The sequence below is a fragment of the Shewanella goraebulensis genome (assembly GCF_030252245.1).
GTDB classification, from domain to species: domain Bacteria; phylum Pseudomonadota; class Gammaproteobacteria; order Enterobacterales; family Shewanellaceae; genus Shewanella; species Shewanella goraebulensis.
Genome location: NZ_CP126972.1, coordinates 2,754,329 through 2,778,038 on the forward strand (window position 1 = coordinate 2,754,329; position 23,710 = coordinate 2,778,038).

Sequence of the window (23,710 nt, forward strand, 5' to 3'; positions counted from 1 at the left end):
CTCCGTTATTTGAATTGCTTAAGAAAACGTAAATCGTTTTCGAAGAAGGCACGTAGGTCATTTACGCCGTAACGCAGCATTGTTAAACGCTCAACACCCATACCGAAAGCAAAACCAGAGTATTTTTCAGGGTCGATACCGACACTGCGAAGTACGTTAGGATGCACCATACCGCAACCTAATACTTCTAACCATTTACCGTTCTTACCCATTACGTCGACTTCAGCTGAAGGCTCAGTAAACGGGAAGTAAGACGGACGGAAACGCACTTCTAAATCTTCTTCGAAGAAGTTACGTAAGAAGTCATGCAAAATGCCTTTTAATTCAGCAAAGTTAACTTTTTCATCAACTAGCAGACCTTCCACTTGGTGGAACATCGGCGTATGAGTTTGATCGTAATCGTTACGGTAAACACGGCCTGGAGATATAATACGTAAAGGCGGCTTTTCGTGTTCCATTGTACGAATTTGAACACCTGAAGTTTGCGTACGGAGCATTACTTTCGGGTTGAAATAGAAAGTGTCATGATCAGCACGAGCAGGATGATGCTCAGAAATGTTCAATGCATCGAAGTTATGAAAATCATCTTCAATTTCAGGACCGTTTTTAACAGAGAATCCTAACTCACCAAAGAAAGTTTCAATACGTTCGATAGTACGTGTCACTGGGTGAAGCCCACCCAATTCAATGGTACGACCTGGTAAGGTAACATCGATTTGCTCAGCGATAAGTTGCGCTTCTAACTCTGCAGCCTTTAAGCCTTCAATGCGCTCAGAAAGTTCTTTCTGTACCGCTTGTTTAGCTTGGTTGACTGCTTGTCCAAAAGCAGGTTTCTCTGCTGGACTTAAGCTACCCATCAATTTCATCATGTCAGTGATCTTACCTTTCTTACCAAGGTAATCGACACGGATATCATCCAATGCCTTTAGATCACTGGCCTTACCAATTACTTCTAAGGCTTGTTCTACGATCTCAGTTAACTGCTGCATTATATCTTCCACTGCATTCTTGCATATCAAATGCGTTTGGGCGCCCAAGGTACGGACGACATATTTAGTCTAAGTTTTAATGTTAAATTAAACCTAAAGCATGGGGTTAAAACAAAAGATGAGATTTTACGTGACCTAGGCTTATTTGGCTAGCATTTATTGTAATTAAAGCCAGTAAACTCCTGCATTATCATGAGTTAGCTTCTAATGGTCTTGTTTCATTTAAACTTGAAAAAAACTTATATCGTAAATTGTAATTTTTTCTATTAATAAATATCTCAATACTTGTGAAAAATAGCCTTCTTCATTTTAAATTTATTGAAAGTCAAACTAAAGTTTATGTCGTTACATCCGATACAATTGTATTGCGTAATAAAATTAAGAGGTAAGCATGAAAGAAGTAAAGTTCAGGTGGGTAGATCAATTTTTGATTAAGTTATCAATCAAAGCAAAGTTCACCATCTTGGCAATTGTTCCAATAGCTCTAATTTTATTACTTACTTTTACACTTATTAATAGTTTTCAAACTACCTTAGCTAAAGCTGAAATTGACGAGGCGGTATCGTTAAATAACACATACAATCACGCTGTTGATGTAGCACTAAATCTACTTGATGAAGATAAGCATCAAGCCTTTTTATCCGATTTAGATGGCTCAAGCCGTGCGGTTAATATTGATACTCTTACTCGCCAAGAGCAGCAAATTGCACGCCAGGGCGGCGGGTCAATTGAAACCAGTACTGGGTTTACCGTATTTAGTGAAGTTAATGCACACGATATTGTCATTACAACCCAAATTAAACATCAAACTATCGAAGAAAAAACAAGTGATGATAACAACTTAGCTTATTTATTAATGACAATAATCATCATCATCATTTTTCTATTTTCTTACTATATTTCAACCTTTATCGGCGGAGCGCTCTACACAACCGTGATGGCACTTAGAAGAGCTACGGACGGTGATTTAACCAGTCGATTAAACTTTTTTGAAGTCCCTGATGAGTTCAGTTTACTTGCCATCAGCGTTGATGAACTTGTTGATAGACAACATAAACTTGTTTTACAAATGACACAGGCGACAGAGCAAATCAGGCAAGTCGTTCACGGGTTTAGAACCACGGCAGAAGATGGCCAAGCCGTTGCAGTGAATCAACGTCAGCATCTAGACTCGCTAGCTACCGCGATGGAAGAAATGACTGCTGCGGTAAAAGAAGTAGCTCGTAATGCCGAGCAATCTTCATCTGAAACTCAAGAAGCAAACAATCAAGTGACTGCTGGTTCAAATGACATCGAAACCACGGTTCAAGCCATTGATTTACTTTCAACTGAAATCGCTGGCGCGTCTGATGCGGTCAACGAACTCAATGACAATGCCAGTAAAATTGATGCTGTGGTAACGACCATTAATGCTATTTCTGAACAAACTAACCTATTGGCGCTCAATGCCGCTATTGAGGCAGCGCGCGCTGGTGAACAAGGTCGCGGCTTTGCTGTTGTTGCTGATGAAGTGAGAACCCTTGCAGGGCGCACTCAGTCCGCCACAGTAGAAATTAAAACCATGATTGAAGCGTTACAATCTGGAACACAAAACCTGACTCAGGTGATGTCGCGAACTGTTGATCAAGCTGAAGAAGGTAAAAAACATGTACTGCAAACCGGAGAGGATTTAGCAAGTATTGCTCATCACAGTGGGAAGGTGTTCGAGATGAGTGTGTTAATTGCAACGTCAGCAGAAGAACAGTCTGCTGTGGCGAATGAAATAGCCTCTAATTTAATGGAAATTAGAAACCAATCTCATAATGTTGAAGAAGCGGCTAATCTATCGGTGTCAGGCTGTAATGAACTTAACAGTACTGCTGAAGAATTAGATAAATTGATGATTGGACTCAAAATTTAATCTACTATTTCTAACAGATAAAATTAACTACAATCTATAAAAAGCTCGTCACTATTGGTGACGAGCTTTTTTTATTCTAAAACCTAAAATGCAAACATTAAAGTGACAACTTGTTACGTTATCGGTTCTTTTCTAAACGCGCTAATAAGCTAGACGTATCCCAACGATTACCTTTCATCGCCTGCACCTCAGAGTAGAATTGATCCACTAACGCTGTAACAGGTAAATGACTGCCATTTCGGCGCCCTTCTTCCAGTGCAATGCCTAAATCTTTTCGCATCCAATCAATGGCAAATCCAAAATCATATTCACCCTGCCACATTGTTTGGTATCGGTTTTCCATTTGCCAGCTTTGCGCAGCACCTTTACTAATAACTTCAACTACTTTTAAACCATCAAGTCCAGCACTTTTAGCAAAATGTAAGCCCTCAGCAAGCCCTTGTACCACACCTGCAATACAAATCTGATTTACCATTTTCGTTAACTGGCCTGCACCTACTTCACCCAGCAATTCGGCACAGCGACTGTACGATTCAATAACAGGCTTAACTTGATTAAATACAGACTCTTTACCCCCCATCATCACAGTAAGTACGCCATTTTCAGCACCCGCTTGGCCGCCAGAAACTGGCGCATCAAGAAATTCAATATTTTTATCAGCCAATATCGCTGCCACTTCACGGGCAACATCTGCTGATGCCGTGGTATGGTCCACTAAAATAGCGCCAGATTTAATACCGTTAATAACACCATTTTCACCAAGGACCACTTGCCTTAAATCATCGTCATTACCAACACAGGTAAAGACAATATCTTGGTCTTTTGCAGCCAATGCAGGAGTTAGTGCAAATTCACCTTGGTAATCATGTGTCCATTGTTTAGCTTTTGCAGTGGTGCGATTATAAACCGTAACTTGATGGCCCTGCTTAACAAGATGTCCCGCCATCGGGTACCCCATAACGCCAAGGCCAATAAATGCTACTTTCGCCATAATATCCTTCTTATTATTCTAATGAGTGAATGCTATTAACTATGTGAGTTTCTAGTATCTAAAACTTAAAGTGCAGGTTTTACATGGGCTTCCATTTCAGCACCAATGCGCTTACGCATATCCATTAATCTGAGTGCCGAATCTCTTAAACGAATATCATCTTCATTTTGAGGGATCCATTCAGGCACGGAAGTCGGTTTACCATCATCGTCTACTGCAACCATAATCACAATACAATGGGTGGTTAAATGACGATCAGGTTCTTTAGGATCGCCAGCTTTTACATCAATGCCTAAATGCATTGAAGAAGTGCCGGTATAAATGACTTTGGCACTCACCTCAACAATATTGCCTACATGGATAGGTTTAACAAAGCGAATACCACCCGCATAAACGGTAATACAGTATTTTCCACTCCAGCCGGCTGCACCTGCATAGGCGGCTAAATCAATCCATTTCATTACAGCGCCACCATGGACTTTTCCGCCAAAGTTTACATCAGCAGGTTCTGCTAAAAATCGTAAGGTGATCTCTCTATCTACTCCGGCCATAACGCCTCCTAAATTGTTGCACTCGCAACAGTTTACGATACTTTGCTGCTTAAATGGATAAATTCATCTTGTTTGATTTAATTAACATCTTGGACTGAATATTCGCTAAACAAATCACCTATTTTATAGCGTTGATTTCATATTCTTCATTCTAACTTTCATTAAGCAACATCTTGATATATATGAGGCAAAAAAAAACAGCCACCTTAGTGACTGCTTTATCATCAAGCACCTATAAAGCTTTACGATTTACGCATCGCCTTTTTTAAATAAAAGCGATCCGTTAGTCCCGCCAAAACCAAATGAATTACACAAAGCATAATCAAATGTATGCTCTTTTGCTTTATGGGCAACAAAATCTAAATCGCAGCCTTCATCAGGGTTATCTAAATTGATTGTTGGCGGCACAATTTGATCACGTAAAGCCAAAATGGTCACGATCGCTTCAACCGAACCTGCAGCACCTAATAAATGGCCGGTCATAGACTTAGTTGAACTCACTAATAAGTCATATGCATGTGGGCCAAATACTGATTTGACTGCAGCAGCTTCCGCTTTATCGCCAGCAGGAGTTGATGTGCCATGAGCATTAATATAACCCACTTTCTCATTAGCAATTTGCGCATCATTGATTGCGTTGACCATTGCAGCGGCTGCGCCTGCACCATCAGCTGGAGGCGAAGTCATGTGGAATGCATCGCCACTCATGCCAAACCCAACTAACTCAGCATAAATTTTTGCGCCGCGGGCTTTAGCGTGCTCATATTCTTCCATCACCATGACACCAGCGCCATCACCAATCACAAAACCGTCACGGTCTCTATCCCAAGGACGACTGGCCGCTTGTGGTTCTTCATTACGAGTTGATAACGCTTTAGCTGAGCCAAAGCCAGCCACAGCAAGCGGAGAAGTCACATCTTCAGCGCCACCTGCCAACATCACATCGGCATCGCCATAAGCGATAGTACGAGCGGCAAAACCAATGTTATGCACACCTGTCGTACAGGCCGTTGTGACTGCAAAGTTAGGGCCTGTCATGCCATATTTAATTGATAAATGGCCAGAAATCATATTAATAATGGTGCTTGGTACAAAGAATGGAGACACTTTACGCGGGCCACCTTTTAACAAAGCTGCATGATTTTGCTCAATTAAAGGCATGCCGCCCATGCCTGCACCAATCGCAGTACCGACGCGAGAAGGATTTTCTTGTTCCATATCCAAACCAGCATCATTCATCGCTTGGATACCTGCAGCCATGCCGTATTGGATAAACAAATCCATTTTACGAGCATCTTTACGTGATAAGTACTGCTCAACGTCAAAATCTTTAACAGAGCCACTGAAGCGAGTGCCAAAATCAGTTGCATCAAATTTGGTAATGGGTTCAATACCACTTTTACCTGCTAATAAAGATTGCCAAGAAGAATCGACATCGTTACCCACTGGAGTAACTAGTCCTAGGCCTGTAATCACGACACGACGTTTAGACACAGTAGTCACCTTTGAAATAATTAGGCATAAGCCAACAATAAACAGTATGGGTTAATCCATCATCAATGACTTTGTACTGGGTACATTTAACATTGAGCAGATAAGAAGCGAGCTGAAGGATTAACACTTTGGAAATAAGTCTAGTCGAATAGTATCGACTTCAGAAACAAAAACAGGCGGCATAAATGCCACCTGTTTTTGTGAATCTGGGATTACTGATTTTTTGAAACGTAATCGATCGCTGCTTGAACAGTAGTGATCTTTTCAGCTTCTTCATCAGGGATCTCGGTATCAAACTCTTCTTCTAGAGCCATAACCAATTCAACAGTGTCCAGAGAATCTGCACCTAAATCGTCTACGAATGATGCAGCTGATTTAACGTCTTCTTCCTTAACGCCAAGTTGCTCAATGATGATTTTCTTTACACGTTCTTCGATGTTGCTCATTAGTTTTCTTTCCTATTCAAATTACACACTTGCGTAAGATTGCGAGTAGTTTATTCGATCCAGCTGACAATGCAAGCTTAGTTTTCGTGGTCTAACCACGAAAATTATCATACTTTGATATCAATCCAGATTCAATAAAAGTCGTTGCCCTTACAGGCGATTAAACCATGTACATTCCACCATTTACATGCAGGGTCTCACCTGTAATGTAAGCAGCAGAATCAGATGCTAAAAATAATACTGCGTTAGCAATCTCTTGTGCTTGCCCTAAACGCTCCATTGGCACTTGAGACATGATAGCTTGCTGTTGTTCTTCATTTAGCTCATCTGTCATGTCAGTTTGAATGAAACCTGGTGCAATAGCATTCACTGTTATTTGACGAGATGCAACCTCTCTTGCAAGAGATTTTGTAAATCCAATCAAACCAGCTTTAGCAGCTGAGTAATTAACTTGCCCTGCATTGCCCATGGTTCCTACAACTGAACCAATATTGATGATACGTCCATTACGTTTTTTCATCATAGAGCGCATAACAGGTTTTGATAACCTAAATAGCGACGTTAAGTTAGTATCAAGAATATCTTGCCACTCATCGTCTTTCATACGCATTAATAAATTATCACGTGTGATACCCGCGCTATTGACAAGAATATCAACATCACCGGCTTTTTCTTTGATCTGGGCGAATAATTGCGCAACTGATTCTTTGTCAGTGACGTTTAATACTAAACCGTGACCTTTATCACCAAGGTATTCTTGGATTGCAGCAGCACCTTTTTCGCTCGTTGCAGTACCAATAACTACAGCGCCGGCTTCGACTAAAGTTTCAGTAATAGCACGGCCAATACCGCGACTTGCGCCAGTCACTAAAGCAACTTTGCCAGTTAAATTAAAGCTAATGCTCATGAAAATTCCTTATTGGATTAAAGCAGATAAAGAAGCCGCGTTATTTACCGCCTGCCCCTTTAATGATTTATTAATTCTTTTTGTTAAGCCAGTTAACACTTTCCCTGGGCCCATTTCCACTAAATCTGTAATACCTTTTTCGGCCATTAATTCAACTGATTCGCTCCAACGAACTGGGCAGTAAAGCTGACGAACTAAGGCATCTTTAATATCACTTCCAGAAATCGGTGTCGCAACATCAACGTTATTAATAACTGTGATATTTGGTTCATTAAATGTCAGCTGTGCAAGTGCATCAGCTAATTTATCAGCAGCAGGTTTCATTAACGCGCAATGAGACGGTACACTGACAGGCAATGCAACGGCCATTTTAGCTCCAGCAGCTTTACATGCTGCTGCAGCTCTTTCTACTGCTTCTTTTTCGCCAGCAATAACCACTTGACCAGGACTGTTAAAATTAACAGGGCTAACAACTGCACCATTTGCTGATTCTTCACAAGCTTTGGCAATAGCATCGTTATCCAGACCAATAATCGCAAACATAGCACCTGTTCCTGCTGGTACAGCTTGTTGCATTAACTGACCACGAAGCTCTACTAATTTTACTGCATCAGCAAAATTAATTACTCCTGCACACACTAGTGCAGAGTATTCACCTAAGCTATGTCCTGCAAGCAAGCTAGGCTTAGCTGCGCCGCTTGCTTCATAAGCACGGAAAATTGCAACACTTGCTGTTAATAATGCAGGTTGTGTTTTATCAGTTTCATTAAGGTTTTCTGCTGGCCCATCTTGAGTCAACGCCCATAAATCGTAACCTAATACTTCACTTGCCTCGGCAAACGTATCTGTTACAACTGGGAATTCAGCAGCTAAATCAGCTAACATGCCAACAGCTTGAGAACCTTGTCCAGGAAAAACAAAAGCCATATTTTCCATTGTATTTATTACCTTTATTCGTTCATGAAAAATGAAATATTCGTCATATTTTAAAGCATTGCATACCAAAACTTTAACGATAGAGAACAGTTAGTTAATGAGTGCTCTGTTCATAAACTAAAAATATCTTACTGACGTTTTAACAATAAATCTAGAATCTTACTGGTGCGCTAAGGCTAAAAGCGAACAAGCGCACTAATACTAAAAACGCACAAGTGCGCTGCCCCAAGCAAAACCGCCGCCAAATGCTTCTAATAAAATCAGTTGGCCGCGTTGAATTCTGCCATCTCTTACCGCTTCATCTAATGCAATAGGCACAGATGCAGCAGAAGTATTACCATGCTTCGCCAGCGTTAAAACCACTTTGTCTAAACTCATATTGAGCTTCTTAGCTGTGGCTTTAATTATTCTAAAGTTAGCTTGATGCGGCACTAACCAGTCAATTTCTGATTTATCAATATTATTAATTCGTAATGTTTCAGTTACCACGTGAGAAAGCTGAGTGACAGCAAATTTAAAGACGTCATTACCTTTCATCGTCATAAAGCTAACCGCTTCTGATGACTCATTTGCTCGCGGTGGGAATGAACACTTCAATAAATCGCCTTGACGACCATCAGCGTATATATGAGTAGAAATAATACCTGGTTGTTCACTAGCACCAATAACTGCAGCGCCAGCGCCGTCACCAAATAATATCACTGTGGTACGGTCATCAGGGTCACACAGGCGTGATAACACGTCAGCGCCAATTACCAATACTTTTTTAGCGGCACCCGTTTTAACAAACTGGTCAGCGACTGATAAGGCATAAACAAAACCTGAACACGCCGCAGCGATATCGAAAGCAGGAATCGTATGAATACCGAGTAATTTTTGAATTTCGCATGCTGCAGCTGGAAATGCATTACTGGCGCTTGTGGTACCGCAGACAATCATGTCTAACTCACTGGCTTCAATACCTGCCATTTTTAATGCTTTTAATGCAGCTTGATAACCCATTGTTGTAACAGTTTCATCTTCAGCAGCAATGCGACGTTCAGAAATACCTGTACGCTCCACAATCCACTGATCTGAAGTGTCGACCATTTTTTCTAGATCGAGGTTACTACGAACTTGCACCGGCAGATAACTACCAGTTCCGAGAATTTTTGTATGCATATAATGAGATCAGCTATTGATGTCTAAAAGAATCGTCTCCAAACGATCTTTAATCATTTCCGGAAGACGACGTTTTGCTTCTGTAGCAGCTAAATTGATTGCTTGTAAGTAAGCGGCTTCATCAGCGTTTCCATGACTCTTTACTACTATTCCGCGCAATCCTATCAGACTTGCGCCATTGTAGTGGTCGGGGTTCATCTTGCTGAGTACTGATTGTATACGTGGAGCGAGGAGTTTAGACAACATCCGCACGAACAAACCTTGCGTTAGTCCACGTTTTAATTGGTGAACTAATAACTTAGCAATGCCTTCAGATGTTTTTAATGTGATATTGCCAACAAAGCCGTCACATACAATGACATCAACACTTCCAGTGAATATCTCATCACCTTCTACAAAGCCTGTGTAATTGACTTGTTCAGTATCCATTAAATACTGCGCAGCTTGTTGAACTTGATCGTTACCCTTCACATCTTCAATACCGACGTTTAGTAAGGCAACTTTAGGTTTGGCGCGTTTATGGACGGCTTCGCATAACACTGAGCCCATAACTGCAAACTGAAACAAGGTTTCAGAGTCACAGGATACGTTGGCGCCAAGATCCAATAAATAAACAGGTTTACCTGTGACTGCAGGTAAACAACTCACTAAAGCGGGCCTATCAACGCCAGGAAGCGTTTTTAGTAAAATCTTAGCCAATGCCATTAATGCACCAGTATTACCGGCACTAACGCAAGCTTGGGCTTTACCATCTTTAACTAACTCTAGCGCCAAACGCATTGAGCTTTGTTTACGCGAGCGAATAGCTTGGATAGGCCTATCACACATAGTGATAACTTCAGTGGTATGAATAATTTGAATTCGTGCACGAACAGCACTGTCAATTTCAACTAAATGGGGATCTATTTCAGCTTGGTTGCCGACTAGAATAATGGATAGTTGGGAATTGAATTTCAGTGCCTGCAAGGCTGCAGGCACTGTGACGAGGGGGCCATTATCGCCCCCCATCACATCTAACGCGAGCGTCAGATCCGTCATAAGATTAGCAACAAATTACTTGTTGATAACCTTTTTACCGCGGTAGAAACCATCAGCAGTCACGTTGTGACGTAGATGTAATTCACCGCTAGTAGCGTCTACAGATAATTGAGCAGTGCTCAATGCATCGTGTGAACGGCGCATGCCGCGCTTTGAACGTGATTTTTTATTCTGTTGTACAGCCATTTGACTTGTCTCCTAGATTACTTGCTCTTCAGTTTTTCTAACACTGCAAACGGATTTGGACGCTCCTCTTGAGAGGGCTCGATTTCGCCTACAGCTATGTCACTTGTTCCTAGGTTGCAATCAGCATTCTGATGCATAGGAATAATTGGCATAGCGATTATCAATTCATCTTCGATCAACTGATGCAGACGAACTTCACCAATTTCATTGCACTCAATCGGCTCATACGCATCCGGGAGCTCATCGATTTCTTCTTGTGTCTTACAAAGACCAAAGGAGAAGTCGACCGTAACCTCTGTGGTATATGGTGTCATGCAACGTTGACATAGCAGAGTGAGCTCCGTCACAGCCTTCCCGCGAAGGTAGACTATCCCCTGAATATCGACGCCACATTCTAACGACACTGTCACATCGGAACAATCGCCAGCACATAACTCGTTTAATCGCTTATTCTGTTTGCCGGGCACAATACCTTCATAACGAAGGCCGCTGGCTGCAGTTCGAATAGGATCAATTGATACTGGTATCTTTACTGTTTGCATAAGGCGCGCATATTATAGTTTGAAAACGCTAGAGTCAAAGGAAATTTATCCAAATTGAGGTTAATTGCTTAACTAAACAAAATGAACAATTTACTAAAACGCCAACATTAAAATTGATCGAAGCGAAATATTACCTGTCACAGCCTGCGATCACAAGCACGATCCGGCTAAATTTACTGCATTTGAACGCAATTTTGACTTATTATAGTCGTAATTATCTAAATATATGAAAGACGTAACATGAATAGCAAAATCATCTTGGCTTCTACCTCGGTTTATCGCAAAGAAATTCTTCAAAAGTTACAACTGCCCTTCGAGTGTATATCGCCAAATATAGACGAAAGCCCCTATGAAAATGAAACAGCACAAGCATTAGTGTTAAGACTTGCAGAAGCTAAAGCCTTTGCAGGGACTGAATTATACAATTCTATAAATAAAAATGATCAAAATGAAAGCTCATCAGTACTTGTTATTGGTTCTGATCAAGTGGCTGTAATAGATGGTCAAATTATTGGTAAACCTCACACTACTGAAAAAGCTATAAAGCAATTACAACAAGCATCAGGTAAAGCAATTACCTTTTATACAGGTCTTAGTGTAATAAATAGTCATACTAAGCAGGTATTCAGTTTAATCGAACCATTTACCGTGCACTTCAGAGAATTGACTCTTGCAGAAATTACGCGTTATGTTGAACTAGAACAACCTTTATACTGTGCTGGCAGCTTTAAAGCTGAAGGACTAGGAATCGCTCTGTTTGAAAAGCTTGAAGGCGATGACCCTAACACCTTGATTGGCTTACCACTGATTAAGCTTATTCAGTTACTTAAAAAACATGATATTCAAGTATTGTAAAAGTGACGTTTTTTAATAAAAAATATATGAACCTTTATTAAGGATAATCAAAGGTTCAATTTAAAATCGGTAATTTTTGAATGACTATTATCGGGCTCATTAGAGTTCAGCGTCTAGAACATGGAATAACTCACCTCCACCTCTTTTAACCAAAAAATTAAAATAACTATTGAAAACTAAGAGGCAAGGACTACAAACAAAAAATTAGGAATTAATTAACACTAATAAAAATGACAATCAGCAATAGAAATTCACAAACTCACATAGAGACAATTGAAATAAGTTAATCAATAAGTATTTAAAGCTCAAATAACCGACCAGAAATAAAATAACAAGTACACTCTACCTTTCGATATAATATTCAAATCTCATCAAAACTCCTTTCATCTCATATAAGTCAGCTCCCTAACCCTGCAATATATTTACATTGTTGCAGATTAAAAAAAAAGCTAAAAAGTTAATAAAACGATAAATTAATGTATCCCACTCTAATTAGCAATTTAGCATCACTTTGTAATAAAAATAAATCGCCAACATGGAGAGGAAGCAGTAAAACGAACAATAACATTAACTTAGCCAAGAACACAGTAAGGCGACCAAACAACTTAAGATTCAGCTAAACCAATGTTTAGTTCGCAAAATAACTTAAATATACATTTAGATCACATTGCAACTAATATCATTTATCATGTAAGAATAAAATTGACATTCATCACATACTAATTCTTTGCAAACATTTACATTCCTCACCGAAGCAATCACGGAATTACTAATAATAGATAATAGGATTAGTAATTAATAAAAATTAAACCTGCAATATCAGAGGTGTTAACTAAAACATCGATATTACACAAATGATTTTTCCACACTGCTTTATTACATCTAAATCAATTTAGATATTCAAACATTTTAAAGCCAAGTGTATTTAAACGTTTTTATTAACGGATGAATTAGTAAATTATTCGTCTCACCTAGTGTTTTACAAGACATTTATTTAAATGGACGTCATGAAAGCTATTAAGGTAAAGACTGTTTATCCCATCCACCGCTTTAAACTGTAGATTGAAATAAAAATAATATTAAATGCTAAGCGCTAGCTAGCAAGGAACATAATGATGAACAAACAATTCAAATTAAGCCTTATTTGTGCTTCAATTTTGGCCTTAACTGCGTGTAATGATGATGACACAGTTACGATTGATCCCAATCCTGATTTAGAAGTTCAAATAGCTGAGCTAACAGAACAGAATCAACAGTTAGACGAGGCTAATAAAGACTTAACTGAAGCGAACTTAACCCTTGCTGATGCCAATGAAGAATTGGATGGCAAAGCTGCTAGTTTTGTCAGTACCTTCCAAGAACAATGTGCCAACATCGGTGTGAATTTCGAATATGAAAATCCAAACCCAGATTCGCCATATGTCAATAATGGTAAATCACCAGAAGCGAGTTTAATTGGTGTATTTGGCATGCCTGAAATCCCTTTTGAGCATAACGAAGGTTCGACATGTACTTCATGTCACACCGATGGCCACGATAGCGGTATGGCTTGTGATACTTGTCATAGTTTTGCAGCTGAACCTGTTGAGCCAACAGATCCTGTTGAGCCTGTTGACCCTACTGATCCAGGCGCACCTGACATGCCTACTCATCCAGCTGATGGAAATTGGGATAGCTACACAGGCGCATCGAATGTAGGCACTTTCTATTACAATGCTGATGGTGCTTCATTTGTAAACGCTGCATTCTTAGAAACTCGTATGGGTAAACAAAATACCTTCTACGAGTGGAAAGAAGCTGCTGAAGGTGAAGGAGTCGCAACTCTTAAAACGGCCTGTGGTCTAGAAAATCGTGAGTTTATTACTCATGAATACCCTGAAGATGGCAAATCTTACACCTTAAATAGCTACTCTAACTTCAAAGGTGCATCTACTTTCACTACTTTCCGTATGGAAGAAGGCACTCCTATAGCAAGTTCTGCTACATTTGGCCCAGGTATGAGTTTAGAGGATGATGGTGAGTATTACATCGACTTGTTTATTACTAAGAATAATACTTGTAAAAACTTAATCACTAATGGACGCGGTGAAGTACATTACTATGAATACGATACGCGCTCTAATGTGAAAAAAGGCTCACCAGATATGGGCCCACGTAACGCAGGTGCTCGTATTCAAGTCACAGCTGATTTGCATAAGTCCGTACTAAAAAGCTTTGATTGGTTCACACCAGTTTACGGTGCAGATGGTCAATCATTCGACCCACAAGCTGTTGATTGGGATACTGTAGGTTCTTGTGATCTTAAACTTAAAGTACAAGTAATTTATCCACTAGGTTAATTTCTGCTTTAGTTCTATACACAAAAAAGCCGATGAGTAAATCATCGGCTTTTTATTTATTCATAAGTCACTTAAGCAACCATCTACCTAAAGTATGAATACAATAAGCTAAAGGTACTGCAATATGTCAGTTGGCTTATTTGCTGTAGCTGTCGGATTTTGACTCAATAATTCTTCCAAACTATGGGCGCCATAGGTTACTGCAATACTGCTCACACCGGCATTATTAGCCATTGCAATATCTAACTTAGAATCGCCAACCATTACCGCTTGCTCTGGCGCAATATTGAGCTCTTCAAGTAATGAGGTAATCATTGAAGGATGTGGTTTAGACTCAGCTTCATCAGCAGAGCGTGTCGCCACAAAGTATTGCCCTAAACCAGTTTCAGCTAACATGCGATCAAGACCAGCTCTTCGCTTACCAGTTGCAATTGCTAGCGTGTGCCCTGCTGCTTGAATTTCAGTTAATACTGTTTCGATGCCATCAAATAAAGGGCTAGGAGTAACATTTATATTGAGATAGTAATTTTTATACGCTTCAAGTAAATCATCATATTGATCAGCGTTATTTGGAAACAAATTTTCCATGGCTGGTAATATTGATAATCCGATGATATCGCGCACTTGCTGATCAGTCGGCACCGGCAAACTCAAATCTGAAGCCACACACTGCATACAATCGACAATTTTGCCGATTGAATCCATTAACGTGCCGTCCCAGTCAAAAATTACTAATTGATACTGATTGGTAGTGTTTAGAATCATGCGCGTTTTAACTTTTCTAAGGTCGATAACAAGATATCATCTAAAGGTGCTTTAACCGTTTTAACTTCATCATTTTCAGGATGGATAAACTTAAGCTCTGCAGCGTGCAAGAATAAACGATTTAGCCCTTTTTCTCGCATTGAGTCATCAAACTTTTTCTCACTGTACTTATCGTCACACGCAATCGCATGACCAGCATATTGACAATGAACACGAATTTGATGGGTACGCCCTGTAACAGGGCTTGCCTTGACTAAAGTACAGCCATGATAACGCTGCATAATTTTATAACGGGTTTCTGAAGGCTTGCCTTCAGGATTAACCCTGACAATACGTTCACCTGATTTCAAAGTGATTTTTAATAACGGTGCTTTAATCACTTTATCTTTAGCTTGCCAATCACCACGCACTAATGCCATGTAATCTTTTTGCATGGTCTTTTTTCGGAGTTGGTCATGCAAATGTTTAAGTGCACTGCGCTTTTTAGCAATTAAAAGTACGCCGGAAGTATCTTTATCTAAACGATGCACTAATTCTAAAAATTTTTGTTGCGGTCGTAATGAACGAAGGCCTTCAATCACACCAAAGTCGACACCACTGCCACCATGTACAGCAATTCCAGCAGGTTTATTCAATACGATAAGGTGATTATCTTCATGAATAATACGTGCTTCGAGTTGCGTTACTTTCGACAGTTTTGCCGAAGGCGCTGTACGGTGATCTTTTTCAGCCATTCTTACTGGCGGAATACGCACTACATCATCAATTTGTAATTTGTACTCAGGTTTTATCCTTTTCTTATTTACACGCACCTCACCTTTGCGCACGATTCTGTAAATCATGCTTTTAGGAACACCTTTTAATTTGGTGAGGAGAAAATTATCGATGCGTTGCTCAAAATGATCTTCATCAATGGTGACCAATTGAACTTTTGTGGGAGTTTCTGTATTCATGATGCGCCTATAGTAATTACGGCGCACATTGTACCCTAAGTTTTCCCTTGATGGGACAATAAGAATTCGTTGTTTTGATTGCTGTATAAATTGTTTATTGCTATATTTGCGCAGTGATTGAGGATAAACAGTGAATAAAATGTTCACAACCTCAATTTATTAAGGTGTATTTTCAGTAGAATTCATGAGCACGGCAGGTCGCAAATCATTGATTTGCAAATTGTAAACATCACAAAGCAATAAGAATTGCTTTTACAGTTAAACCGTCTGTTTCATCATTATTTACAAAGTTTTCCTGAAACTTAACACCCCCCAAATTCGAACAAATTTTAGCTTGTCATCAAACAGACAGATTCGACTTGGGCATTACCGGAAAAGAAATTTAAAATTTATGGGGTTGGTTGCTTATTAACAACGAATTCCTTGTTTTTGTAATCATTAAAAAATAAGCCATAAATAGGATGCGACACGCAGCGATGCGTCTTACAGCAATGCGCACCTAACTTGCCTAAAAACCAGCCGCGAGGCTTCGTGAATAATAATTTTAGGCCCGTAATGCAACGATAAGTCTTTGTTTGATGACCTTATTAGAAGAATTAAGTCATCATGAAACGTATGTTAATTAATGCAACTCAATCGGAAGAGTTGCGCGTTGCCCTAGTAGATGGGCAACAATTGTATGATCTGGATATCGAAAGCCCAGGCCATGAACAAAAAAAATCAAATATCTATAAAGGCACCATCACTCGCGTAGAACCTTCTTTAGAAGCTGCGTTTGTAGACTACGGTGCAGATCGTCACGGTTTCCTTCCGCTTAAAGAAATCGCTCGCGAATACTTCCCTAAAGGTTATTCTTTCCAAGGCCGTCCAAATATCAAAGAAGTGGTATCTGAAGGTCAAGAAGTTATAGTTCAAATCGACAAAGAAGAACGTGGTAATAAAGGCGCTGCTTTAACAACGTTTATCTCTCTTGCCGGTTCTTACCTAGTTTTAATGCCTAATAACCCACGTGCAGGCGGTATTTCTCGTCGCATTGAAGGTGATGAGCGAACTGAACTTAAAGCGGCAATGTCTGAGCTAACTGTACCAAATGGTATGGGTCTGATTGTGCGTACTGCTGGTGTTGGTAAAGACGCTGCTGAACTAAAGTGGGATCTTAAAGTCCTACAACATCACTGGGATGCGATTCAAGAAGCGGCTCAAAGCAAGCCTGCACCATTCCTAATTCACCAAGAAAGTAATGTAATTGTTCGCGCAATCCGTGATTACTTGCGCCGTGATGTTGGTGAAATTCTAATTGACCACCCACGTATTTTTGAAGAAGCAAAACAACACATTGGTCTAGTTCGCCCTGATTTTGTAGAGCGTGTTAAACGTTACGAATCAGAAGTACCATTGTTTACTCACTTTCAAATCGAATCTCAGATTGAGTCAGCTTTCCAACGTGAAGTTCGTTTGCCTTCTGGTGGTTCAATCGTTATTGACCCAACTGAAGCATTAACGTCTATCGATATTAACTCTGCCCGAGCAACTAAAGGCGGCGATATCGAAGAAACTGCACTGAACACTAACCTTGAAGCCGCGGATGAAATTGCTCGTCAATTACGCCTACGTGACTTAGGTGGTTTAGTGGTTATCGATTTCATCGATATGACACCAGTTAGACATCAACGCGAAGTTGAAAACAGAATGCGTGATGCGGTTCATTTAGACCGTGCCCGTGTTCAGTTAGGCCGTATTTCTCGCTTTGGTTTAATGGAAATGTCACGCCAACGTCTACGCCCTTCTCTTGGTGAGTCTGCAGGTCATTTATGTCCTCGCTGTCATGGTCAAGGGACTATTCGCAGTACTGAATCGTTAGCACTTTCTATTCTTCGCTTAATGGAAGAAGAAGCGATTAAAGAAAACACTTCACAAATTGAAGCCGTTGTCCCAGTTGATGTTGCTGCGTTCTTGTTAAATGAGAAACGTAAAGCTATTCGCATCACTGAAGAGCGTCACAATGTTGAAGTGTACGTTATCCCAGATTCGCACATGACGACACCTGACTACCGCGTGTCACGCTTAAGAAGCGATGATGAAGTAGTTGAGTCAAGTTACAAGCGCGTAGAAAAGCCAGAAGCTAAGTTGTATGAGCCACGTAAACTTGAACGTGCTGAAGCTCAACAACCTGCGATTAAAGGTTTTGGTACGCCAAAAACGACTAAGCCAACTCCAGCGGCAGAGCAACCAGCAAAAGCTGCTACGCCAGCTGCATCAGAGCCAGGTTTCTTCGCTAAAATGGTTTCTGCAATTAGCAAACTGTTCTCATCTGATGAGCCAGCTAAAACCGAATCTAAGCCATCTGATAAGAATCGTAAAGATAACCAAAACAACCGCCGTAACCGTCGTAATGATTCGCGCCGTAATGACAACCGTCGTAACCGCAATGACAGCCGTAATGAAAACCGTAACGATGCTGACAACAAAGGTAGAGACAACAAAGGTCGTAACAAAAAGAATGACAGAGATGTTGCTAATAAAGAGCAAGCAGATAAACGTCAGCCTAAAAACGACCCTAAAGCAAAGACAAACAAACCTGTTGCCGATAAATCTCGCAATGAAACAGAAAAGTCGCCTAAGCAAGAAGCAGCAAGGGAACGTCGCCAACGTCGTAACATGCGCCGTAAAGTTCGTATCGAAAACGAACAAAACGAAGCTAAGTTAAATGAAGTTGAAGCAACCTCAGCTAATGCATCTGTTGAAGTAGCAGCAAAACCTACAGCAACTGAGCAGTCAGCTAAGCCAGCTCGTACTCGTCGCCCTAGAAAAGACAACACAGCGAAAACTGAAAATGTTGAAGCTGCAACGTCAGAATCTTCAAAAGAAGCTGAAGTTGTTAATGTTGAAAAAGCAGAAACTGTTAAAGAAGCTAAAGCTGATACAACAGTTGTTGAAGCACCTGTAGTTACTGAAGCTGTTAAACCAGCAACTGACTCATCAAGTTCGGCTGCAGCCGCTGCACCAGAAAAAGTTAATGCAACTACTGAAACAACTGAAGAAGTTAATGCTGAAGACAGTGAAGAGAAACAAGGTCAACGTCGTAGCCGTCGTAGCCCACGTCACCTTCGAGCTGCTGGTCAACGCCGTCGTCGTGATGAAGATGAAACATCTCCTGCAACAGCAGTATTTACACCAGTTGACGAGCTAGAGAAGCAACTAGATGCTGAACAAGCTGCCGAAGCTGTTGAAGTTAAGACTGAGGCACCTACTGTCGAAGCTACGCCAGTAGTTGAAGAAGTTAAAACTGAAACACCTGTTGTTCAAGAGCCAGTAGCTGAAGAAGTTAAAGTTGAAGCACCTGTTGCTCAAGAGCCAGTAGCTGAAGAAGTTAAAGTTGAAGCACCTGTTGCTCAAGAGCCAGTAGCTGAAGAAGTTAAAGTTGAAGCGCCTGTTGCTCAAGAGCCTGTAGTTGAAGACATTAAAGTTGAAGAAGTTAAAACTGAAGTATCAGAAGCACCAGCTAAAGATAATTCAATAGCTTCTGCTCCAATGGCAAAACCTGCTGCTATTCAACGCAAAGTCGTTGCAACTCCAACAGCAACAGCAACAGCCACTAAGGTTGAAGCGCCAGCTAAAAAACCTGCTGCCGCGAGCCGCTTTGGTTCTATGGTGATGTCAGATACAACGAAACCTGTTTCTGAAGCTCGTACTCAGCAAGCTGTCCCTAAAGGTCGTGAATACGAGAAATCTCAGCCTGATGCTGAAGCTGCAAAATCTAAAGTAGCTAACAGTGCCTCATCTGATACCACCAAGGCATAAGTCTTTAGGTAAAACAGATAATACTTAATTTAAAAAGCCACGCTAATTAGCGTGGCTTTTTTTATGTTTACAGTTTGATTAAATATTCTATTTATCTTCAATTAAGCTTATTTTCAGGTTTAGCCAAGGGTTAATTTTTGTTAACATACGCACACTTTTACTTTCAAACACATCAATTGTTTTCAGGGGCTAAATGTTCGATTTACTTCGTCACAAAACTAGTAGTAGCAAAGCAGATATCTTATCTGGTTTGACTGTTGCTCTTGCACTTATTCCAGAAGCCGTTGCTTTTGCATTCGTTGCACAAGTTGAACCTATGGTCGGTTTATACGCAGCCTTTATTATGGGCATTATAACTGCTGTAATTGGTGGTCGTCCGGGAATGATTTCTGGTGCTACAGGCGCGATGGCCGTTGTAATGGTATCTCTGGTTGTTGAACACGGAGTGCAGTATTTATTCGCAGCTGTGGTGCTGGCGGGGATTATTCAAATTTCTGCTGGGGTATTCAAACTCGGTAAGTTCATTCGCATTGTTCCTTACCCAGTAATGATTGGCTTTGTGAATGGTTTAGCCATTGTGATTTTCTTAGCTCAGCTTGGGCAATTCCAAGTTAAGGATGCTGCAGGAAACATGGTTTGGTTAGGACAAGAGCCACTAATGATCATGCTAGGACTTGTGGCACTGACCATGGCAATTATTCACTTTTTACCTAAACTAACTACTGCGATTCCATCTTCGCTTGTGGCTATTCTTACGGTAACGGCGTTAGTTGTGGGGTTAGATTTAGATACCCGAAACGTACTCGATTTCTTAAAAACCATGAGCGGTGATGAGCATGCAACAATTGCAGGCAGCTTGCCTTCATTTGCAATTCCAAGTGTACCTTTTAACCTAGAAACACTTTACATCATATTGCCATATGCATGTATTCTTGCTGCCGTTGGTCTGATTGAATCCTTACTAACACTAACAGTGATTGATGAAATGACTAACAGCCGTGGTCGTGGTAACAAAGAATGTGTTGGTCAAGGTGTTGGTAACATCACAAGTGGCTTCTTTGGTGCTATGGGCGGTTGTGCCATGATTGGCCAATCAATGATTAACATCAACTCTGGTGGCCGTGGTCGACTATCAGGTGTCACTGCCGCATTAGCATTACTAGCCTTTATTCTATTTGGTGCAGCCTTTATTGAGATTATCCCTTTAGCAGCCTTAGTAGGCGTAATGTTCATTGTTGTACTGGGTACATTTGAATGGGCAAGCTTTAAAGTGATGCGTAAAGTGCCGAAACATGATGCGTTTGTTATTGTGTTAGTGACCACAGTAACGGTATTCACAGATTTAGCGTTTGCGGTATTTGTTGGTGTTATCGTTTCAGCTCTTGTTTTTGCCTGGGAACATGCAAAGCACATCAATGTTGAAAAAAGCATTGATGCTAACGGCTGGAAAGTTTACAAGTTAAATGGTCCATTATTCTTTGGCTCAGTTTCTAACTTCTTAGAACTATTTGATGCTGAAAATGATGCTGAAGATGTGATTGTTGACTTCCAAAACTCTCGCGTTGCTGATCACTCAGCATTAGATGCAATTGATACTTTGGCTGAGCGTTATGTTGCTGCAGGTAAGCGATTACACTTAAGACATTTAAGTGGCGACTGTAAAGAGTTACTGCATAAAGCGCGTGACTTAGTTGAGGTTAACGTCATAGAAGATCCACACTACAAAGTGGCTGATGATGCTCTAGACTCTTAATCAATAAGAGTTAAGTTAACTTTATATAAAGTCCACACAATAAAAAGCGAACTATTCAGTTCGCTTTTTTATGTTTGAAATCTGACATTCAAGTACTAAAAATTAACCTAATGAATAGCCAATAATCTATTAGTCTTTTTTCAATAGCGCTTCAAATTGCTTCATCGCTTTTTCAAATTTAGGTTTAATCAACAGCTGACAATATGGCTGTTCTGCATTTTTGGCAAAGTAATCATCGTGAAAATTTTCAGCATGATAAAATGCTTCATACATAGACACTTCAGTCACAATCGGTTTTGGCCAAATCCCCTGCTGTATTAACTTACTGATGGCAATCGTTGCATCATCGACCTGCTGGGCATTATGAGTAAAAATAACCGAACGATATTGCGGACCTTTATCATTGCCTTGCTGGTTAAGCGTGGTTGGGTCATGTATGGCAAAAAACACTGATAATAACGTGTTGTAGCTAATAACCTCAGGGTTAAAAGTTACTTGTATCACTTCGGCGTGGCCAGTGACACCACTGCACACGGCATCATAGTGTGCGTCTTCTGTCGTGCCGCCGCTGTAACCAGAATAAACGCTCTCAACACCATCAAGCCTTTGAAACACGGCTTCGATACACCAAAAGCAACCCGCGCCGAATGTTGCCAGTTGCAATGCCTTAGTGGCATTACACTTTTCAGCTTCAATATCTTCATAGCTTTTAAACAACATCGACACTGAATTAACACAATGGCGCATGTTTTTACCTGTGAGCATTTCACCTTTAAAAACATGTCCAAGATGACCACCGCAATCATGGCAAGTAATTTCAGTACGCTTTCCATCAGCATCTAATGTACGTTTAATCGCGCCATGAATTTCATCATCAAAGGCTGGCCAGCCACAAAAAGCATTAAACTTATGCTCACTTTTATATAAAGGCGCTAAGCATTTTTTACATAGGTATAGACCTTCAGCTTCATGATTGACGTATTCTCCACTAAATGGACGTTCAGTTCCTTTCTGCTCAATGACATACTTTTCAAACTCAGTTAATTCATTCATTTGCATCGTCCTAACTTCAATCTTGACCTTCTTACTGTATCGCAATATCTAAACAGATGGCAGTATGCCTAATAAACATCACTATTTCGACTTATTAGACCTGTTTTCAAGTCAAAAAATTGCAGCAAAGTGTGACGAAGGTTAAAATCATATCGGGTCAAAAAAACAATAAGTAGAAAATATGAAATTAGAAACAATTGATTACCGCTCAGAAAATTGTGCTAAACAATTTGTTGAGTCATTAAGAGAAACCGGTTTTGGAGTGTTATCCAATCACCCTATCAGTAAAGAACTTGTCGAAACCATCTATAAAGAATGGTACGAGTTTTTTCAAGCTGAACAAAAAAATGATTTTTTGTTTAAACCAGAGACACAGGATGGTTTTTTCCCTGCCTCAATTTCTGAGACAGCTAAAGGTCATAGCGTAAAAGATATCAAAGAATATTTTCACGTATATCCTTGGGGCCGAATTCCTGAGTCGCTAAAAACCAATATCTTAGCTTACTACAAACATGCCAATGATTTAGCAGCAGAGTTATTAGGCTGGATTGAACAATATGCACCAGCCGATGTTGCCGCTAAGTTCTCTATTCCATTACCTGCAATGATTGCTGAAAGTGAAAAAACACTGCTACGTGTTTTACATTACCCGCCAATGGCTGGTGATGAAGAGCTGGGGGCTATTCGTGCTGCAGCCCATGAAGACATTAATTTAATCACCGTTTTACCAGCAGCCAATGAACCTGGTCTTCAGGTACAAACCAAAGATGATAACTGGGTTGATGTACCAAGTGACTTTGGTAATATTATTATTAATATCGGCGACATGCTTCAAGAAGCTTCTGGTGGTTATTACCCTTCAACATCACATCGAGTGATTAACCCAGAAGGGACGGACAAGACTAAATCGCGTATTTCTTTACCGCTATTTTTACATCCAAACCCTGAGGTTGTGCTATCTGATCGCTATACTGCTGATAGCTATTTAATGGAAAGATTACGCGAACTGGGTGTTATTTAAGTTCCGGTATCAATTCAATAGGATTAAAG

The 23,710-nt window shown here is 40.3% G+C and carries 20 protein-coding genes; 6 read left to right on the forward strand and 14 right to left on the reverse strand.

Annotation, left to right across the window (positions count from 1 at the left end):
* Positions 1-5 precede the first annotated feature (5 nt).
* Positions 6-989 carry a phenylalanine--tRNA ligase subunit alpha gene (pheS, locus tag QPX86_RS11590; RefSeq protein WP_220754669.1) on the reverse strand — a complete coding sequence of 328 codons (984 nt, stop codon included), beginning with the start codon at positions 987-989 and terminating at the stop codon, positions 6-8.
* A 391-nt stretch (positions 990-1,380) separates the two neighbouring features.
* Between pheS and QPX86_RS11595 the strand changes: the two genes are divergently transcribed.
* On the forward strand, positions 1,381-2,889 hold the full coding sequence (locus QPX86_RS11595) for a methyl-accepting chemotaxis protein (RefSeq protein ID WP_220754668.1): 1,509 nt from the start codon (positions 1,381-1,383) through the stop codon (positions 2,887-2,889).
* A 118-nt stretch (positions 2,890-3,007) separates the two neighbouring features.
* Here the strand turns inward: QPX86_RS11595 and QPX86_RS11600 are convergent, their stop codons facing one another.
* From QPX86_RS11600 to yceD, 10 genes are all read right to left on the reverse strand, one after another.
* Positions 3,008-3,880, reverse strand: coding sequence for an NAD(P)-dependent oxidoreductase (locus QPX86_RS11600; RefSeq protein WP_220754667.1), 873 nt, complete (start codon positions 3,878-3,880; stop codon positions 3,008-3,010).
* Between the two features lie 65 nt (positions 3,881-3,945).
* A complete protein-coding gene (locus tag QPX86_RS11605; RefSeq protein ID WP_220754666.1) occupies positions 3,946-4,431 on the reverse strand; it encodes an acyl-CoA thioesterase in 486 nt (161 codons plus the stop codon).
* Between the two features lie 249 nt (positions 4,432-4,680).
* Complete coding sequence (fabF, locus tag QPX86_RS11610; RefSeq protein WP_285162757.1) at positions 4,681-5,925, reverse strand: beta-ketoacyl-ACP synthase II; 1,245 nt, start codon at positions 5,923-5,925, stop codon at positions 4,681-4,683.
* Positions 5,926-6,137: 212 nt separating this feature from the next.
* Positions 6,138-6,371, reverse strand: a complete 234-nt coding sequence (gene acpP, locus QPX86_RS11615; RefSeq protein WP_011496723.1) for an acyl carrier protein — start codon at positions 6,369-6,371, stop codon at positions 6,138-6,140.
* A gap of 160 nt (positions 6,372-6,531) precedes the next feature.
* Positions 6,532-7,278 (reverse strand): 3-oxoacyl-ACP reductase FabG, encoded by a 747-nt coding sequence (gene fabG / locus QPX86_RS11620; protein WP_220754664.1) that lies wholly within the window; start codon positions 7,276-7,278, stop codon positions 6,532-6,534.
* Positions 7,279-7,287: 9 nt separating this feature from the next.
* On the reverse strand, positions 7,288-8,214 hold the full coding sequence (fabD, locus tag QPX86_RS11625) for an ACP S-malonyltransferase (protein WP_285162769.1): 927 nt from the start codon (positions 8,212-8,214) through the stop codon (positions 7,288-7,290).
* Positions 8,215-8,415: 201 nt separating this feature from the next.
* Positions 8,416-9,375: a beta-ketoacyl-ACP synthase III gene (locus QPX86_RS11630; RefSeq protein WP_220754662.1), complete on the reverse strand. Its 960-nt coding sequence runs from the start codon at positions 9,373-9,375 to the stop codon at positions 8,416-8,418.
* Positions 9,376-9,384: 9 nt separating this feature from the next.
* Entirely contained in the window at positions 9,385-10,413 is a 1,029-nt protein-coding gene (gene plsX, locus QPX86_RS11635) for a phosphate acyltransferase PlsX (RefSeq protein WP_220754661.1), read from the reverse strand.
* A 15-nt stretch (positions 10,414-10,428) separates the two neighbouring features.
* Complete coding sequence (gene rpmF / locus QPX86_RS11640; RefSeq protein ID WP_011496728.1) at positions 10,429-10,599, reverse strand: 50S ribosomal protein L32; 171 nt, start codon at positions 10,597-10,599, stop codon at positions 10,429-10,431.
* Between the two features lie 17 nt (positions 10,600-10,616).
* Entirely contained in the window at positions 10,617-11,141 is a 525-nt protein-coding gene (yceD, locus tag QPX86_RS11645) for a 23S rRNA accumulation protein YceD (protein ID WP_285162774.1), read from the reverse strand.
* Between the two features lie 240 nt (positions 11,142-11,381).
* Between yceD and QPX86_RS11650 the strand changes: the two genes are divergently transcribed.
* Positions 11,382-11,996, forward strand: coding sequence for a Maf family protein (locus QPX86_RS11650; RefSeq protein ID WP_220754659.1), 615 nt, complete (start codon positions 11,382-11,384; stop codon positions 11,994-11,996).
* Between the two features lie 1,115 nt (positions 11,997-13,111).
* On the forward strand, positions 13,112-14,335 hold the full coding sequence (locus tag QPX86_RS11655) for a hypothetical protein (RefSeq protein ID WP_285162775.1): 1,224 nt from the start codon (positions 13,112-13,114) through the stop codon (positions 14,333-14,335).
* A gap of 108 nt (positions 14,336-14,443) precedes the next feature.
* On the opposite strand, the gene QPX86_RS11660 is transcribed toward QPX86_RS11655, so the two are convergent.
* Both QPX86_RS11660 and rluC read right to left on the reverse strand, forming a co-directional pair.
* Complete coding sequence (locus tag QPX86_RS11660) at positions 14,444-15,100, reverse strand: HAD family hydrolase (protein ID WP_285162776.1); 657 nt, start codon at positions 15,098-15,100, stop codon at positions 14,444-14,446.
* Entirely contained in the window at positions 15,097-16,053 is a 957-nt protein-coding gene (gene rluC / locus QPX86_RS11665) for a 23S rRNA pseudouridine(955/2504/2580) synthase RluC (protein WP_220754656.1), read from the reverse strand. Before rluC ends, QPX86_RS11660 begins: the two co-directional genes overlap by 4 nt.
* A gap of 606 nt (positions 16,054-16,659) precedes the next feature.
* Here rluC and rne point away from each other — a divergent pair.
* Both rne and QPX86_RS11675 read left to right on the forward strand, forming a co-directional pair.
* Entirely contained in the window at positions 16,660-19,854 is a 3,195-nt protein-coding gene (gene rne, locus QPX86_RS11670) for a ribonuclease E (protein ID WP_285162777.1), read from the forward strand.
* A gap of 193 nt (positions 19,855-20,047) precedes the next feature.
* Positions 20,048-21,607, forward strand: coding sequence for a SulP family inorganic anion transporter (locus tag QPX86_RS11675; protein ID WP_220754490.1), 1,560 nt, complete (start codon positions 20,048-20,050; stop codon positions 21,605-21,607).
* Positions 21,608-21,736: 129 nt separating this feature from the next.
* Here the strand turns inward: QPX86_RS11675 and QPX86_RS11680 are convergent, their stop codons facing one another.
* On the reverse strand, positions 21,737-22,660 hold the full coding sequence (locus QPX86_RS11680; RefSeq protein ID WP_220754491.1) for a bifunctional methionine sulfoxide reductase B/A protein: 924 nt from the start codon (positions 22,658-22,660) through the stop codon (positions 21,737-21,739).
* 181 nt (positions 22,661-22,841) lie between these two features.
* Here QPX86_RS11680 and QPX86_RS11685 point away from each other — a divergent pair, with 181 nt between their 5' ends.
* Entirely contained in the window at positions 22,842-23,681 is an 840-nt protein-coding gene (locus QPX86_RS11685) for an isopenicillin N synthase family dioxygenase (protein WP_285162778.1), read from the forward strand.
* The last annotated feature ends 29 nt before the right edge of the window (positions 23,682-23,710 follow it).

Coding starts and splice junctions, on each gene's coding strand:
- pheS (WP_220754669.1), bottom strand. CDS start 989: ATGCAGCAGTTAACTGAGATCGTAGAACAAGCCTTAGAAGTAATTGGT.
- QPX86_RS11595 (WP_220754668.1), top strand. CDS start 1,381: ATGAAAGAAGTAAAGTTCAGGTGGGTAGATCAATTTTTGATTAAGTTA.
- QPX86_RS11600 (WP_220754667.1), bottom strand. CDS start 3,880: ATGGCGAAAGTAGCATTTATTGGCCTTGGCGTTATGGGGTACCCGATG.
- QPX86_RS11605 (WP_220754666.1), bottom strand. CDS start 4,431: ATGGCCGGAGTAGATAGAGAGATCACCTTACGATTTTTAGCAGAACCT.
- acpP (WP_011496723.1), bottom strand. CDS start 6,371: ATGAGCAACATCGAAGAACGTGTAAAGAAAATCATCATTGAGCAACTT.
- fabG (WP_220754664.1), bottom strand. CDS start 7,278: ATGAGCATTAGCTTTAATTTAACTGGCAAAGTTGCTTTAGTGACTGGC.
- fabD (WP_285162769.1), bottom strand. CDS start 8,214: ATGGAAAATATGGCTTTTGTTTTTCCTGGACAAGGTTCTCAAGCTGTT.
- QPX86_RS11630 (WP_220754662.1), bottom strand. CDS start 9,375: ATGCATACAAAAATTCTCGGAACTGGTAGTTATCTGCCGGTGCAAGTT.
- plsX (WP_220754661.1), bottom strand. CDS start 10,413: ATGACGGATCTGACGCTCGCGTTAGATGTGATGGGGGGCGATAATGGC.
- rpmF (WP_011496728.1), bottom strand. CDS start 10,599: ATGGCTGTACAACAGAATAAAAAATCACGTTCAAAGCGCGGCATGCGC.
- yceD (WP_285162774.1), bottom strand. CDS start 11,141: ATGCAAACAGTAAAGATACCAGTATCAATTGATCCTATTCGAACTGCA.
- QPX86_RS11650 (WP_220754659.1), top strand. CDS start 11,382: ATGAATAGCAAAATCATCTTGGCTTCTACCTCGGTTTATCGCAAAGAA.
- QPX86_RS11655 (WP_285162775.1), top strand. CDS start 13,112: ATGAACAAACAATTCAAATTAAGCCTTATTTGTGCTTCAATTTTGGCC.
- QPX86_RS11660 (WP_285162776.1), bottom strand. CDS start 15,100: ATGATTCTAAACACTACCAATCAGTATCAATTAGTAATTTTTGACTGG.
- rluC (WP_220754656.1), bottom strand. CDS start 16,053: ATGAATACAGAAACTCCCACAAAAGTTCAATTGGTCACCATTGATGAA.
- rne (WP_285162777.1), top strand. CDS start 16,660: ATGAAACGTATGTTAATTAATGCAACTCAATCGGAAGAGTTGCGCGTT.
- QPX86_RS11675 (WP_220754490.1), top strand. CDS start 20,048: ATGTTCGATTTACTTCGTCACAAAACTAGTAGTAGCAAAGCAGATATC.
- QPX86_RS11680 (WP_220754491.1), bottom strand. CDS start 22,660: ATGAATGAATTAACTGAGTTTGAAAAGTATGTCATTGAGCAGAAAGGA.
- QPX86_RS11685 (WP_285162778.1), top strand. CDS start 22,842: ATGAAATTAGAAACAATTGATTACCGCTCAGAAAATTGTGCTAAACAA.